The sequence below is a fragment of the Dorea chungnamensis genome, from assembly GCF_039832125.1.
GTDB lineage: Bacteria > Bacillota > Clostridia > Lachnospirales > Lachnospiraceae > JAFBIX01.
Window position 1 is genome coordinate 132,851 of the sequence record NZ_JBDOHT010000008.1, and the last position, 15,239, is coordinate 148,089.

Genomic DNA, 15,239 nt, shown 5'->3' on the forward strand with positions numbered 1-15,239 from the left:
CCTTAACATAAGAAGAAAAAGGAAAACGTCCTCTGGTAATTTGCAGACGTTTTCCTTTTCCTTTTTTTCTGTGGCAGACACTAGAAAGCAATTATTATTTCGATAGTACTTCTACACCATCTTCTGTAATCAGTACCATGTATTCAATCTGGGCAGACAGGCTATCATCCATAGTATAGACGGTCCAGCCATTCTCTTCGTCGATGAAGAAATCAGGGCTGCCTTCGTTGATCATTGGTTCGATGGTGAACATCATGCCTGGAACCAAAACCATTTCACTTCCCTTAGGAGTTACATAGCTGACAAAAGGGTCTTCGTGGAAAGCAAGGCCAATGCCGTGGCCTCCAATTTCTTCGACAACAGAGTAGCCATTCTTTTGTGCGTGAGAGTTAATTGCGTAAGCAATATCCCCCAGGTGTCCCCAAGGTTTCGCCTCTTTGAGACCGAGTTCCACGCATTCCTTCGTTACCTGTACCAGCTTCGCTGCCTCAGGAGATACATCTCCGATAGTAAACATGCGGGAAGCATCTGAAAAATAACCATTCAGAATAGTAGATACATCCACATTGATGATATCCCCGTTTCTCAAAATCTCATCTTCGGATGGAATCCCATGGCAGATGACGTTGTTAATAGAGGTACATACGCTCTTTGGGAAACCTTCATAATTAAGCGGTGCTGGGATTCCGCCATGCTCCGTTGTGAAATCATAAACCAGTCTGTCAATTTCTGCTGTACTCATGCCCTCGTGAATATGGGCAGCCACATGATCCAGGACCGCTGTGTTCAAATCGGCGCTCTTTCTGATTGCTTCGATCTGCGCCGGAGTCTTTAAAAGAGAACGGTCAGGAACAATCTGTCCCTTGGCGGCCAGAGACCATAATTTTATATCCAGTTTATCCACAATATTACCTACTTTCTTTGCAAAATACTTTACTTATAATTATAGCATCCTTTGTCAAGAGGGGATGGGGTTTTTTCAAAAACCCCCGTCCTCTCCTTGTAATTGCATCATACTCTGTGATAAACTAAAGTGTAATAAGTTCGAGTGTGAAAGGAGCAGGCGTATGTTAAGAATAGGAATGCTTACAAGTGGAGGAGACTGCCAGGCTTTAAATGCAGCTATGCGTGGCGTTGTAAAAGGAATCTGTTCAAAGAGAGACGATGTTGAGATCTATGGATTTCAAGAAGGCTATAAGGGATTGATTTATTCTAATTTTAAGATGCTGACTTCCAGGGATTTCTCAGGAATTCTGACGGTTGGAGGAACAATTCTTGGGACTTCCAGACAGCCGTTTAAATTGATGAGAGTACCAGACGAGAACGGTTTGGACAAGGTTGAAGCAATGAAACATACTTATCACAAATTGAATCTGGATTGTCTCGTGGTACTTGGCGGTAATGGAACACATAAGACAGCGAATATGCTTCGCGAGGAAGGATTGAATGTCATTACACTTCCAAAGACGATTGACAACGATCTGTGGGGAACGGATATGACGTTTGGTTTCCAGAGTGCGGTAGATATTGCTACGGATACGATTGATAAGATTCACACGACTGCGACATCACACAGCCGCGTATTTATTGTTGAGATCATGGGACATAAAGTCGGATGGGTAACACTCCATGCAGGAATTGCAGGTGGTGCAGATATTATTCTGCTTCCTGAGATTCCATATGATATTGATGTGGTGGTGGATGCTATCAATAAGAGAAAAGCAGCAGGAAAGAGATTTACGATTATCGCTGTTGCTGAAGGTGCAATTTCAAAAGAAGATGCCAAGCTATCCAAAAAAGAGATGAAAGAGAAGGTAGCAAAGAAGAAATATCCTTCTGTTGCATATGAAGTGGCTGAAAGAATTCAGAAGAAGACAGATCAGGAAGTTCGTATTACTGTTCCGGGCCATACACAGCGTGGTGGTTCTCCGTGCCCGTATGACCGTGTGCTTGCAACGAGACTTGGTGCAGCAGCGGCAGAGGCAATTCTGGAAGGAAATTATGGCTGTATGATGGGCGTGAAGAAAAATGAAATTGTACGTGTTCCATTAGCAGAAGTTGCCGGTAAGCTGAAATATGTTGATCCGAATTCCAGCATTATCAAGGAAGCAGAGATGACGGGCATCAGTTTCGGTACAAAATAAAGACGTAAGAAGCGGGGAGTGTAGAGAATGTCATATACGGCATTATATCGAAAATTTCGTCCGGATGAGTTTGAGGATGTAAAGGGGCAGGATGCAATTGTAAAGACATTAAAAAATCAGATCATGGCAGACCGTATAGGACATGCATATCTGTTCTGTGGAACGCGGGGAACCGGGAAAACAACGGTGGCAAAGATATTTGCCAAAGCAGTTAATTGTGAACATCCAATTGACGGAAGTCCTTGCGGTGAGTGTGCCATGTGTAAAGCGATTGCGTCTGGAGCTTCTATGAATGTCATCGAGATTGATGCGGCATCTAACAACGGTGTGGATAATATCCGTGAAATCCGGGAGGAAGTGTCATATCGTCCGACGGAAGGACGCTACAAAGTATATATTATAGATGAGGTTCATATGCTCTCTATTGGAGCGTTCAATGCGTTGCTGAAAACTTTGGAGGAACCGCCGGAGTATGTTATCTTTATCCTGGCGACTACAGAAGCGCATAAAATTCCGATCACGATTTTGAGCCGATGCCAACGGTATGATTTTAAAAGAATTTCTATCGAAACTATTTCCGCAAGGCTTCGGGAATTAATTGATAAAGAACAGTGGGATGTAGAAGAAAAGGCGGTTCGCTATATTGCTAAGATGGCAGATGGCTCCATGCGAGATTCGCTTAGTCTTCTGGATCAATGTGTTGCTTTTTATATTGGAGAAAAACTGACCTATGACCATGTGCTGGAAGTCCTGGGGGCTGTAGATACAGAAGTGTTTAGCCGGCTTCTTCGGGAACTTCTGGTCATGGATGTGCATAAAGTGATTGAAACGGTAGATGAATTGGTCATGCAAGGCCGTGAACTGTCTCAGCTTGCAGCAGATTTTACCTGGTATCTCAGAAACTTGCTGCTGGTAAAAAGTTCTGATAATATGGAGGACGTACTGGATGTGTCCACAGAGAATCTGGTTCAGCTAAAAGAAGAGGCGCAGATGATTGACAATGAGACACTGATCCGTTATATTAGAATCTTCTCAGATCTTACCAATCAGTTGAAATACGCAAGCCAAAAAAGAGTTCTTTTGGAAGTGACATTGATTAAGTTGTGCAAACCAGAGATGGATCGGAATCCAGATGCTCTTCTGGATCGTATCCGGGCAATCGAAAAACAATTGGAAGAGGGTCTGCCGGAAGCCAAAGTAAAGGAAAGAGTTGTCTATGTAAATGGAGAGCAGGCGCAGCAGACATCGCAACAGTCAAAACCGGAGATTCCCAAGGCGCTGAATGAAGATGTGAAAGCAGTGGTGAAAGATTTTCGTGTGATTGCAAATGATGCCTCTCCGCTGCTTAGAACTTATCTTAAAAAGGCAAGACTTAGCGCAGGAGAAGGTAATCGTCTGCTTATTGTGCTCCCGGATGAAGTTAGTGCAAGCTTTGTCGCCGCAGCAGAACATAAGGCAGAGATTGAAGGGTTGATTGAAGAAAAGATTGGGAAGCGAATGGAAGTAGAAGTCCGACAATTAGAAGAAGGACGCAAGTTTGAGGATCATTTTGTTGATATTGAAAATCTGATCCACATGGATATAACAATAGAAGATGAGTAGGAGGATATGAATATGGCAAAAAGAGGTGGATTTCCAGGAGGCGGGATGCCGGGAAATATGGCGAATCTGATGAAACAGGCACAGAAGATGCAGCGCCAGATGGAAGAACAGGCAAAAGAGATGGAGACAAAAGAATTCAGTGCAACCGCGGGCGGCGGAGCTGTGGAAGTGACGGTCTCCGGCGCGAAGAAAGTATTGAAAGTAAAGTTAGCTGAAGAAGTGGTTGATCCGGATGATGTAGAGATGTTAGAAGATCTGATCGTTGCAGCGGTAAATGAAGCCATGGATAAAGTAGATGCTGAGTCGGCATCCGCAATGGCTAAGTTTACCGGCGGCATGGGCGGTCAGATGCCGGGATTATTCTAACGGGGAGTGCAAAATATGGATTACTACAGTAACCAGATGAGCAAATTAATTGAAGAATTGTCATGCCTTCCGGGCATAGGATCAAAGTCAGCGGCAAGGCTGGCTTTTCACTTGGTTCATATGCCTTTAGAAGATGTAAAAAGGCTGGCATCCACCATGGTCGAGGCAAGAGAGAACATCCGATATTGTTCAGAATGTTATACTCTGACGGATCAGGAAATGTGTCCGATCTGCAGTAATAGTAATCGAGATCACAAGACAATTATGGTCGTGGAAAATACCAGAGATCTGGCGGCATACGAAAAAACCGGCAAGTACGACGGCGTGTATCATGTACTTCACGGTGCAATCTCGCCCATGCTCGGGATCGGACCGGACGACATTAAGCTGAAAGAGCTTATGGAACGACTGCAGGGAGATGTAGAAGAAGTGATTATCGCCACTAATTCAAGTTTGGAAGGTGAGACCACTGCAATGTACCTTAGCAAGCTGATAAAGCCGACCGGAATTAAAGTCAGCCGGATTGCCAGCGGTGTCCCAGTGGGAGGAGATCTGGAATATATAGATGAAGTAACCCTGCTTCGGGCATTGGAAGGAAGAACACAATTGTAATTTGGGACGGGGGTTTTTTCGTTTTCCTCCGTCCCAAATTAAAATATCCCTGTCCCCAATTAGATTTACCCTGTCCCCAAATGAGGTGAGTGAGGATGAAAAAGAAGAAAATTACATCTATGGATATAGCTGAGGTAGCAGGGGTATCCCAGTCTACGGTTTCAATGGTCTTAAATAAAAAATACAATGTATCGTTTTCCAAGGAAACGGTGGAAAAAGTGGAACGTGCGGCCAGAGAACTGGGATATGTTCCGCCGAAGCGCAAGAAGAAAAAGGGCACAAAAAAGGAAAAATTATTGGTGGTATTCTGTTCGAATCTGACCAACCCGTATTATGTTATGTTGCTTCAGGGGATTGAATCCCGTGCTAAGGAGCAGGGATTTGGTCTGTTTGTATGCAATACGCAGCGTGATCTGAAGATGGAAGAACGATATCTGAAGATGATGTGGGAGCTGCGTCCCCTGGGAATTATCTATACTTGTAATCCGAGTCATTGTTTTATGGATCTGGTAAAGGAGTTGTCTCAGAAGATTCCGGTGGCGATTATTAATAATCAGAATGAAAAAATGAATGTAGATGCGGTGGAATTGGATAATTCTAAGCTTGGAAGAATTATGGCCCGTCACCTCCTGGAACTGGGGCATCGCAATGTGGCATATATTGCACCGCCTTTGACTGCGCGCCAAAAACAACGTTCCAAACGTGTAGAAGGATTTTTGAAAGAGTATGAAAAGGCTGGTTTGCGGGAAAATGTAATTATTAAGGCTGCGAAAGAAGAGATAGACCTTGATGTTGCTCTCATTGATTCGGAATATAAGATTGGCTATGATTTGACAAAAGAGCTTTTGCAGGAAAATCGGGAGATTACCGCGATTGTTGGACTGAACGATATGATTGCATTTGGAATTCTGGATGCGCTTCATGAAGCGAAGATAAAAGTTCCGTCAGAGATGTCCGTTATGGGTTGTGATAATACTTTGTTTGCCCGAATGCATAAAGTGGATCTTACGACGATTGAACATTTTGTTATTTTTAAGGGCAGAGATGCCTGCGATATTATTATGAAGAAAATCGCATCCCATGATACGAGATATTCAGAGATTGAGCCGATCAGCACATACCATGTAGAGTATGAACCACAGTTGATCATACGGGGAACAACATCTTATGCAAAAGAGAAAAGAAAAAAGAAAAATTAATTCATTTTGAAAAAATATTATTAATATTTTCCGGTAATGCATCTGGAAAAAATGCTGAAAGTGCGAGAATAAAAATCTGTTTATTAAGAAACGAAAGAAAAAAATAGAATAAAATAATTGATAAAATAAAATTATTAATAAACAAAATTATTAATAATAAATAAGCGCTATTGACCAATCTTCATGGTGTAAGTTATAATCCAATCATGAAGTAAATAGCGGATTTATAAGGAGGAAAAGCGAAATGAAATTTTTCATTGACACAGCGAAGGTAGAGGATATTAAGAAAGCAAATGACATGGGAGTAATTTGTGGTGTAACTACAAATCCATCTTTGATTGCAAAAGAAGGAAGAGTATTTGAGGAAGTTATCGCTGAGATCGCTTCTATTGTAGACGGTCCAATCAGTGGAGAAGTAAAAGCAACAACTGTTGATGCAGAGGGAATGATCGCAGAAGGAAGAGAAATCGCAAAGATTCACCCGAATATGGTTGTTAAGATTCCTATGACTGTAGAAGGACTGAAAGCTTGCAAACAGCTGACAGCTGAAGGAATCAAGACAAATGTGACATTGATCTTCACAGCAAATCAGGCACTTCTGGCAGCAAGAGCAGGCGCAACATATGTATCTCCTTTCTTAGGACGTCTGGATGATATCTCTGTAAGAGGTACAGACTTGATCGCAGAGATCGCAGAGATCTTCCGTGTTGCTGGAATAAAGACTGAAATCATCGCAGCAAGTGTACGTCATCCAATGCATGTAACAGACTGCGCATTGGCTGGTGCTGATATTGCAACAGTTCCGTATTCTGTAATTGAGCAGATGACAAAACATCCATTAACAGATGCAGGAATTGCAAAATTCCAGGCAGATTATAAAGCAGTATTTGGAGAGTAGGAGGCAGCTCATGAATAAGTTAGAGTTAATGAAGACAGCAAATGAGGTTCGCAAGGGTATTGTGACGGCTGTACACAGTGCAAAATCAGGACATCCAGGCGGCTCCTTATCTGCTGCAGATATCTATACCTATCTGTTTTTTGAAGAAATGAATATCGATCCGAAGGATCCGAAAAAAGCTGACCGCGACCGTTTTGTATTGTCAAAAGGTCACACTGCACCGGGATATTATTCTACCTTGGCACACAGAGGGTTCTTCCCGGTAGAAGATCTTACCACATTGCGTAAAGTAGGTTCTTACCTTCAGGGACATCCTGACATGAAGCACATTCCTGGTGTGGATATGTCAAGTGGTTCTCTGGGACAAGGAATCTCAGCGGCTGTAGGTATGGCAATTTCCGCAAAATTATCTGGAGATGCTTATCGTGTATACACGCTGCTTGGAGATGGAGAGATTCAGGAAGGTCAGGTGTGGGAAGCGTCTATGCTTGCGGGCTTCAGAAAGTTGGACAACCTGGTAGTGATCGTGGATAACAATAATCTGCAGATTGATGGCCCGATTGATGAGGTCAACTCTCCGTACCCAATCGACAAGAAATTTGAGGCATTTAATTTCCACGTAATTAATATTAATGGAAATGATTTTGATGAGATCGATGCTGCATTTAAAGAAGCAAGAGAAACTAAGGGGCAGCCGACAGCGATTATCGCAAAGACATTGAAAGGAAAAGGAGTTTCCTTTATGGAAAATCAGGTGTCCTGGCACGGAACCGCTCCAAACGATGAGCAGTACGCGGTTGCAATGGCAGACTTAGAGAAAGTAGGTGAAGCATTATGTCAGAAGTAAAGAAAATCGCAACAAGAGAAAGCTACGGTAATGCTTTAGTTGAGTTGGGAAAAGAACATGAAGATGTTGTTGTTCTGGATGCCGACCTGGCAGCAGCAACAAAGACAGGAACATTTAAAAAAGCTTTCCCAGAGCGTCATATCGACTGTGGTATTGCAGAATGCAATATGATCGGTGTCGCTGCAGGAATCGCAACAACCGGAAAAGTACCATTTGCAAGTTCCTTTGCAATGTTCGCAGCGGGACGCGCCTATGAGCAAGTACGTAACTCTGTTGGTTATCCGAAATTAAATGTGAAAATTGGTGCAACACATGCTGGAATCTCCGTAGGAGAAGATGGCGCAACACACCAGTGCAATGAAGATATTGCCCTGATGAGAACTATTCCGGGAATGGTTGTTATCAACCCTTCTGATGATGTAGAGGCAAAAGCGGCAGTAAAAGCAGCTTATGAACATGAGGGTCCAGTATATCTTCGATTTGGAAGACTTGCGGTCCCTGTAATCAACGATAACGAAGACTATAAATTTGAACTCGGAAAAGCAATTACCCTGCGTGAAGGTACCGATGTTACGATTATCGCATCTGGTCTTCCAGTGTCTGAGTCACTGGCAGCAGCAGAAAAACTGGCAGAGGATGGAATCAGCGCAGAAGTAATCAACATGCACACCATCAAACCATTGGATGAAGAAGCAGTTATCGCAGCAGCAGCTAAGACTGGAAAGATTGTAACAGTAGAAGAACATTCAATCATTGGCGGATTGGGAAGCGCAGTTTGCGACGTAGTTGCAGAAAAAGCTCCTGCAAAAGTTATGAAAATCGGTATTAATGATGTATATGGCGAATCAGGACCAGCAGTGGAACTGATTAAAAAATACGGACTAGATGCAAATAGCATTTACGAAAAAGTAAAAGCGTTTGTATAAAAAACATTTCCTGAAAGAAGAAGACACATCCTGTGGGTGTGTTTTCTTCTTTTTGTCAATTGGGGACGTAGTATTTTTACAAAATACTACGTCCCCAATTGACAAATGCCCTGTACCTTTTTGGCAAATACCCTGTACCCGGTCGTAATATGGCGGAAAGTTTTTGGGACAGGTCCCATCAATTGATAAAATATGCAGATTTCGTATGCTATCATTAGCAAAAATATTCAAGATGAGGTGAGAGTATATGGAAAGACAATTTCCCAAAAATGTAAGGCAGATAGGAAACGTAAGTGATGAGCCTAAAATATACGTAGAAGATTATGTGGATATCTATTTGACTCAGCTACAGCAACAGGCGTCTGAGGAACCGATAGGTGTCATGCTGATTGGTGAAATACTGAATCAAGAGGGGCAGGATGTGGTTTATATTTCTGGCGCTATGCAGATGAAAGAAATTGAAGTAACTAGTACGGAGATCGTTATTAAAGAAGAGACGCTTGAAGAGATGGAAGGAGAGCGGAAAAAGTTTTTTGCATTCAGTCAGATCGTTGGATGGGGACTTATTGAGAGTGGTCATCCTATGGGACAGATTCGGGAAATTTCAAAGATACACGCGAAAACATTTTCGGGAGAAAATACCATATTTATTTGGAAAGATGCCAGAGATAATGAGGAGTTATATTATGCTCATAAATATGGTGAACTGATGCAGATGGGAGGACATTATATATATTATGAAAAAAATCCTTCCATGCAAAATTATATGATTGCGACACGCAAAAAGAATGGCGTGACACCCAGTGAAATGGTTGAGGATCGAGCTGCAAAGGATTTTCGTAGTGCCGTAAGAACGAAAATGGAAGATAAAGAACAACGGCAAAATTCGAGATTGGTCTATGCAACCAGCGTGCTGTTGGTGGTAGTAGTGCTTGCGATTGGGGTATCGACGGTTAATAACTTTGACAAAATGGAGGCGGTTCAAAGTTCACTGGAATCTCTGTCGCAATCTGTTGATCAAGCAGGAAGTCAGAACAAAACCGTAAGTGAGGAAACGGTAGTTGAAACAGGCGGTAGTGCAGAGAGTGCAGATGAAGTAGCTGCTCAGGGTACTGTACCAGAGACTTCAACAATACAAGAGGAATTAAGTGAAGATGATTATTACGTTGTAAAAAAGGGTGACACCCTGGATAGCATCAGCGTAAAACTATACGGAGATTCCTCTCATGTAACAGCAATCTGCAAAATGAACGGGTTATCCGATGGCAATCTCATTTACATCGGACAAAAACTACTACTCCCCTAACCGGAAATGTGTTACAATGTTCACGAAAGCACAAAGTCGTGTGAAGTGAGCACGGCGTAAGAAGCGAAGAAGTTCGATAGGGTAAGAACCACCGCTCTGCGGAAGAACGAATGAAGGGGAGACAGATGATACAACGGAGAAATAAAAACCTTCATGTTGTCAGAGAACAGGAAGATCCAACAGATGAGATTGTAAAAGATATAATGCAAGAATTGAATAATAAAAATACCCCACAAGAAGAACTGAATGAGCAGATCAAACAACACAAGAAAGAGCAGTGGCGCAAGAGAATTATTTGTGTGGCAGTAGTACTTGTGGCAATGGTTGGTATTTATCTTCTTGTGAATCTTCAGACATACAATCAGGCAAGAACCATAGATTCATATCAGAACAGCGGCACATCAAATAACAGCTACATACAGTTTTCAGAGGGAGTGTTAAAATATAGCCGTGATGGTATCTCCTATCTTGATCAAAATGGTGAAGAACAATGGAATCAATCCTATCAGATGAAAAATCCATTTGTTGATGTGGGAGAGAAAGCGGCAGCAGTAGCTGATAAAGGTGGAAATGATATCCTTGTATTCCAGAAGAATGGTATAAAAGGAGAGATTCATACCACGATACCGATTGAGAAAATAAGCGTATCTGAGCAAGGTATCGTTAGTGCGATATTAAAGAATGAATCTTCGGCAAAAATAATGTGTTACGATACGGCGGGAAATGTGCTGGTAGAGCATAAAACTTCTTTGGCTGGAACCGGCTATCCGCTTGATGTGGCTTTGTCGGCAAATGGAGAAGTAATGCAGGTTCTGTATCTTTATACGCAGGATGGAAAGATTACTTCAAAAGTAATTTACTATAATTTTGGTGAGGCAGGCGAGGAAGATGCCGATCACCAGGTAACGACGAAGGAATATGAAGATACTATTATGGCTTCGGGATTTTTCCTCAATAGTTCTGCTTCAGTGGCGGTTGGAGATAATTGCCTGTCCATATATCAAGGTAGGGAGATCCCGAAAGAAGAGACTAAGATTACGATTGAAAAAGAGATAAAAAGCTTGTTCCACAGCGACAAATATATTGGTATGGTCCTTAAAAATGAAGGAAAAGAAGGCTATGAGCTTCGCCTTTATAATTCCCATGGGAAGGTGGTTCTGTCGGAAGATTTTACAGGTGATTATGCAAATGCAAAAATCTGCGGCGGACAAGTGATTCTGTATGATAGTAAAAAATGTAGTATATTTATGAAAAGTGGCATACAGAAGTTTGATGGGGAAATGGATGATAATATATTGGAGATTTTCCCGGTTGCAGGTGTTAATAAGTACATTTTGATGAGCACAGATGGAATGAAAAAAATCCGTCTTGTGAAATAAGGAGAACTTATGAATTGGTTATTGATAACAGTTGGTGTAATTTTCTTGGTCAGTATAATTGTTGGGATTTGTAGAGGTGCGATTAAAATAGCAGTATCTCTTGCAACAACAATTGTTACACTTGTACTGGTGTTTTTTGCAACGCCATATGTGGCGAAGGCGATTGAAAAGTATACACCTATGGATGATGTGATTAAGAATCAGGTAATCAGCACAATGGCAAATGCGGCGGTTTCTCAGGCTTCTGGAGAGGAGTCAGGAGGTCTTTCGGAAGAAAGTGTCAGAAAAGTATTAGAAGCAGCAGGAGTCGAGGAAGATCTATTGTCACAGTATGGTATTACTATAGAAGATATTGTAAATGGAAATATAAGCAAAGAAGATCTTGCTCAATACGGAATATCCGGAAATGTATTGGACGGTCTCGATTCGGGGCAGCAGACTGTTGAGCAGGCGATAGAAGGGGCAGAGATACCGAGGGAAATGCAGACGCAAGCCATACAACAGGCAGATCTTCCGAATGTGTTCAAGAGTCTTTTGGCGGTTAATAATAATAGTGAGATTTACCAACAACTTGGCGTAGAAACATTTGCACAGTATGTAGGTAGTTATCTGGCCAAGTTGATTATTAATATAGTAGCGTTTTTGATTACTTTTGTCTTAATCTCTATCATATTGCGTGCAATTGTATTTGCGCTGGATATTGTCTCTTCTCTTCCGGGTGTTGGAATTGTTAATCGGCTTGCGGGAGGAGTTATAGGAATGGTTGGAGCAATGGTCATTGTGTGGACGTTATATATTATAATTACTTTAATGTATACAACAACTGTTGGAAAAGAGTTATTTCAGATGATTCAGGAAAATCAATTTCTTACAATGTTATATGAATATAATCCGATTATGAAGCTGGCGACAATATTTCACTAAAAAATAAAGAAACTACTTGACGTTAAGAATAAAAAATGATATTATAAAAATCCACCGCGAAAACGTGGTGGATTTTTATACGGAAAGACTTTGGAAATGAAAAAATCCAAAAAAGATATCAAAAAAATGTTGACAAAGATTTGGAGACATGATATCCTATAAAAGTTGTCGCTTAGGTGTTAGAAACACTTGGGAATGGACGACAAAAAACAAATTAAAAAAGTTGTTGACAAGCGAGAAAACATATGATATATTAATATGGCTGTCGCGAATGAGACAACAAAACAAAGAACCTTGATAATTAAACAATAGACAACAACCCTGAAGATTTCTTTAAGAGAAAAATTCAGAACGAGACATTTAGATGTCGACCTTAAAACAGTAAAAGGGATAAGAAAGCTAGTAGTTTTCTTGACCTGGAACGAACTTAATGATGCTTCGACAGTTCTGAGTTCGAAAGAACCTCACGAAGAACTGCGAAGCGTCTAAACGCTAAAGTTTGTGTAAAACCAAACTTAAGCTTTTTAGACGAGAGTTTGATCCTGGCTCAGGATGAACGCTGGCGGCGTGCTTAACACATGCAAGTCGAGCGAAGCACTTAAGTATGATTCTTCGGATGAAGACTTAATTGACTGAGCGGCGGACGGGTGAGTAACGCGTGGGTAACCTGCCTCATACAGGGGGGATAACAGTTAGAAATGACTGCTAATACCGCATAAGACCACGGTACCGCATGGTACAGTGGTAAAAACTCCGGTGGTATGAGATGGACCCGCGTCTGATTAGGTAGTTGGTGGGGTAACGGCCTACCAAGCCGACGATCAGTAGCCGACCTGAGAGGGTGACCGGCCACATTGGGACTGAGACACGGCCCAGACTCCTACGGGAGGCAGCAGTGGGGAATATTGCACAATGGAGGAAACTCTGATGCAGCGACGCCGCGTGAAGGATGAAGTATTTCGGTATGTAAACTTCTATCAGCAGGGAAGAAAATGACGGTACCTGACTAAGAAGCCCCGGCTAACTACGTGCCAGCAGCCGCGGTAATACGTAGGGGGCAAGCGTTATCCGGATTTACTGGGTGTAAAGGGAGCGTAGACGGCTTTGCAAGCCAGATGTGAAAGCCCGGGGCTCAACCCCGGGACTGCATTTGGAACTGTAATGCTAGAGTGTCGGAGAGGCAAGTGGAATTCCTAGTGTAGCGGTGAAATGCGTAGATATTAGGAGGAACACCAGTGGCGAAGGCGGCTTGCTGGACGATGACTGACGTTGAGGCTCGAAAGCGTGGGGAGCAAACAGGATTAGATACCCTGGTAGTCCACGCCGTAAACGATGACTACTAGGTGTCGGGTAGCAAAGCTATTCGGTGCCGCAGCAAACGCAATAAGTAGTCCACCTGGGGAGTACGTTCGCAAGAATGAAACTCAAAGGAATTGACGGGGACCCGCACAAGCGGTGGAGCATGTGGTTTAATTCGAAGCAACGCGAAGAACCTTACCTGATCTTGACATCCCCCTGATCGGTGAGTAATGTCGCCTTTCCTTCGGGACAGGGGAGACAGGTGGTGCATGGTTGTCGTCAGCTCGTGTCGTGAGATGTTGGGTTAAGTCCCGCAACGAGCGCAACCCTTATCTTTAGTAGCCAGCATTTCGGATGGGCACTCTAGAGAGACTGCCAGGGATAACCTGGAGGAAGGTGGGGATGACGTCAAATCATCATGCCCCTTATGACCAGGGCTACACACGTGCTACAATGGCGTAAACAAAGGGAAGCAATCCCGCGAGGGGGAGCAAATCTCAAAAATAACGTCTCAGTTCGGATTGTAGTCTGCAACTCGACTACATGAAGCTGGAATCGCTAGTAATCGCGAATCAGAATGTCGCGGTGAATACGTTCCCGGGTCTTGTACACACCGCCCGTCACACCATGGGAGTCAGTAACGCCCGAAGCCGGTGACCCAACCAATTAGGAGGGAGCCGTCGAAGGTGGGACCGATAACTGGGGTGAAGTCGTAACAAGGTAGCCGTATCGGAAGGTGCGGCTGGATCACCTCCTTTCTAAGGAAAAAAGTAAGGGTTGTTGTTTATTGTTTAGTTATCAAGAGATAGCTAAATGGTTTCAGATTCTGTCAAAAGAATCAGGGATCTTTCTGGTGGCGATGCGCTTAGGGGACACACCCGTACCCATCCCGAACACGATGGTTAAGCCTTAAGCGGCCGATGGTACTTCACTGGAGACGGTGCGGGAGAGTAGGTGGCTGCCAGATTTAAAAAGTTAATACAGATGGGCTTATAGCTCAGCCGGTTAGAGCGCACGCCTGATAAGCGTGAGGTCGGTGGTTCGAGTCCACTTAAGCCCATACCTTTTAACATAAATTGTATAAATGGGGGATTAGCTCAGTTGGGAGAGCGCCTGCCTTGCAAGCAGGAGGTCACGAGTTCGAATCTCGTATTCTCCACGCAGACAATAAGTCATGTGAAATACAACAGAAACATCCGATTGTGCTTGCACAAATGAGAATGAGGATGGTGGATTTCATAGGACGCCAGTCCGTGATCGAGATGAAGCGAAGCGGAATCGAGATTCATGACGATTGTCTAATATGTACCTTGAAAATTGCATATAAGAAATAGAAATGATAAGATAAATATCTTAATCAAGACATCCGAGGTAATTGTTATAAACAGAGTAATGAGATAATGATTACAACACAATTCGAAGAAAACGAATGAAAAAAATTGACCTAGAACCAACGCATATTACGCTAGATATGTGTAAGTGGAGAAAGAACAAAGCAGAGGCGACGCTTCGAAGCGGTCATCTCTAAGACTTTCAGTCTTATCGATGTCATTTGCTTCGCAAATGTCTGCCAGATTTGTCAAAAGCCCATAGGAAAGCAAGCTTTCCATGGCCCATGACAAACTGCCACCCGCTTTCGAAACTAGTTGGTCATGCTAGAAAGAGCGTATGGTGGATGCCTTGGCACTAAGAGCCGATGAAAGACGTGATAAGCTGCGAAAAGCTTCGGGGAGGAGC

At 42.8% G+C, this 15,239-nt stretch carries 12 protein-coding genes, 2 tRNA genes and 3 rRNA genes; 16 read left to right on the top strand and 1 reads right to left on the bottom strand.

Annotated elements, in window-relative coordinates; translation table 11 throughout:
• Positions 1-94 precede the first annotated feature (94 nt).
• The gene (gene map, locus ABE613_RS09060; protein WP_235231929.1) at positions 95-904 is read right to left on the bottom strand and encodes a type I methionyl aminopeptidase; all 810 of its coding nucleotides are present in this window, start codon (positions 902-904) and stop codon (positions 95-97) included.
• 163 nt (positions 905-1,067) lie between these two features.
• Here map and ABE613_RS09065 point away from each other — a divergent pair, with 163 nt between their 5' ends.
• From ABE613_RS09065 to ABE613_RS09140, 16 genes are all read left to right on the top strand, one after another.
• The gene (locus ABE613_RS09065; protein ID WP_235231928.1) at positions 1,068-2,144 is read left to right on the top strand and encodes a 6-phosphofructokinase; all 1,077 of its coding nucleotides are present in this window, start codon (positions 1,068-1,070) and stop codon (positions 2,142-2,144) included.
• Between the two features lie 27 nt (positions 2,145-2,171).
• The gene (gene dnaX / locus ABE613_RS09070) at positions 2,172-3,746 is read left to right on the top strand and encodes a DNA polymerase III subunit gamma/tau (RefSeq protein ID WP_235231927.1); all 1,575 of its coding nucleotides are present in this window, start codon (positions 2,172-2,174) and stop codon (positions 3,744-3,746) included.
• Positions 3,747-3,758: 12 nt separating this feature from the next.
• A complete protein-coding gene (locus tag ABE613_RS09075) occupies positions 3,759-4,112 on the top strand; it encodes a YbaB/EbfC family nucleoid-associated protein (RefSeq protein WP_235231926.1) in 354 nt (117 codons plus the stop codon).
• A gap of 15 nt (positions 4,113-4,127) precedes the next feature.
• Positions 4,128-4,724 carry a recombination mediator RecR gene (gene recR, locus ABE613_RS09080; protein WP_235231925.1) on the top strand — a complete coding sequence of 199 codons (597 nt, stop codon included), beginning with the start codon at positions 4,128-4,130 and terminating at the stop codon, positions 4,722-4,724.
• 95 nt (positions 4,725-4,819) lie between these two features.
• Positions 4,820-5,923 carry a LacI family DNA-binding transcriptional regulator gene (locus tag ABE613_RS09085; RefSeq protein ID WP_235231924.1) on the top strand — a complete coding sequence of 368 codons (1,104 nt, stop codon included), beginning with the start codon at positions 4,820-4,822 and terminating at the stop codon, positions 5,921-5,923.
• 244 nt (positions 5,924-6,167) lie between these two features.
• Entirely contained in the window at positions 6,168-6,821 is a 654-nt protein-coding gene (gene fsa / locus ABE613_RS09090) for a fructose-6-phosphate aldolase (protein ID WP_235231923.1), read from the top strand.
• A 10-nt stretch (positions 6,822-6,831) separates the two neighbouring features.
• Complete coding sequence (locus ABE613_RS09095; RefSeq protein ID WP_235231922.1) at positions 6,832-7,668, top strand: transketolase; 837 nt, start codon at positions 6,832-6,834, stop codon at positions 7,666-7,668.
• Entirely contained in the window at positions 7,656-8,594 is a 939-nt protein-coding gene (locus tag ABE613_RS09100; protein ID WP_235231921.1) for a transketolase family protein, read from the top strand. The genes ABE613_RS09095 and ABE613_RS09100 overlap by 13 nt, the downstream gene beginning before the upstream one ends.
• A 247-nt stretch (positions 8,595-8,841) precedes the next feature.
• Entirely contained in the window at positions 8,842-9,900 is a 1,059-nt protein-coding gene (locus ABE613_RS09105; protein WP_235231920.1) for a LysM peptidoglycan-binding domain-containing protein, read from the top strand.
• 125 nt (positions 9,901-10,025) lie between these two features.
• The gene (locus tag ABE613_RS09110) at positions 10,026-11,279 is read left to right on the top strand and encodes a DUF5711 family protein (RefSeq protein ID WP_347376199.1); all 1,254 of its coding nucleotides are present in this window, start codon (positions 10,026-10,028) and stop codon (positions 11,277-11,279) included.
• A 9-nt stretch (positions 11,280-11,288) separates the two neighbouring features.
• The gene (locus ABE613_RS09115) at positions 11,289-12,203 is read left to right on the top strand and encodes a CvpA family protein (protein ID WP_347376200.1); all 915 of its coding nucleotides are present in this window, start codon (positions 11,289-11,291) and stop codon (positions 12,201-12,203) included.
• Between the two features lie 524 nt (positions 12,204-12,727).
• Positions 12,728-14,260 (top strand): 16S ribosomal RNA (locus ABE613_RS09120).
• 91 nt (positions 14,261-14,351) lie between these two features.
• Positions 14,352-14,469 (top strand): 5S ribosomal RNA (rrf, locus tag ABE613_RS09125).
• 19 nt (positions 14,470-14,488) lie between these two features.
• Positions 14,489-14,562: transfer RNA gene (locus ABE613_RS09130), tRNA-Ile, on the top strand.
• 26 nt (positions 14,563-14,588) lie between these two features.
• Positions 14,589-14,661, top strand: a tRNA-Ala gene (locus ABE613_RS09135).
• A 489-nt stretch (positions 14,662-15,150) separates the two neighbouring features.
• Positions 15,151-15,239: ribosomal RNA gene (locus tag ABE613_RS09140) — 23S ribosomal RNA — on the top strand; the annotation flags it as partial.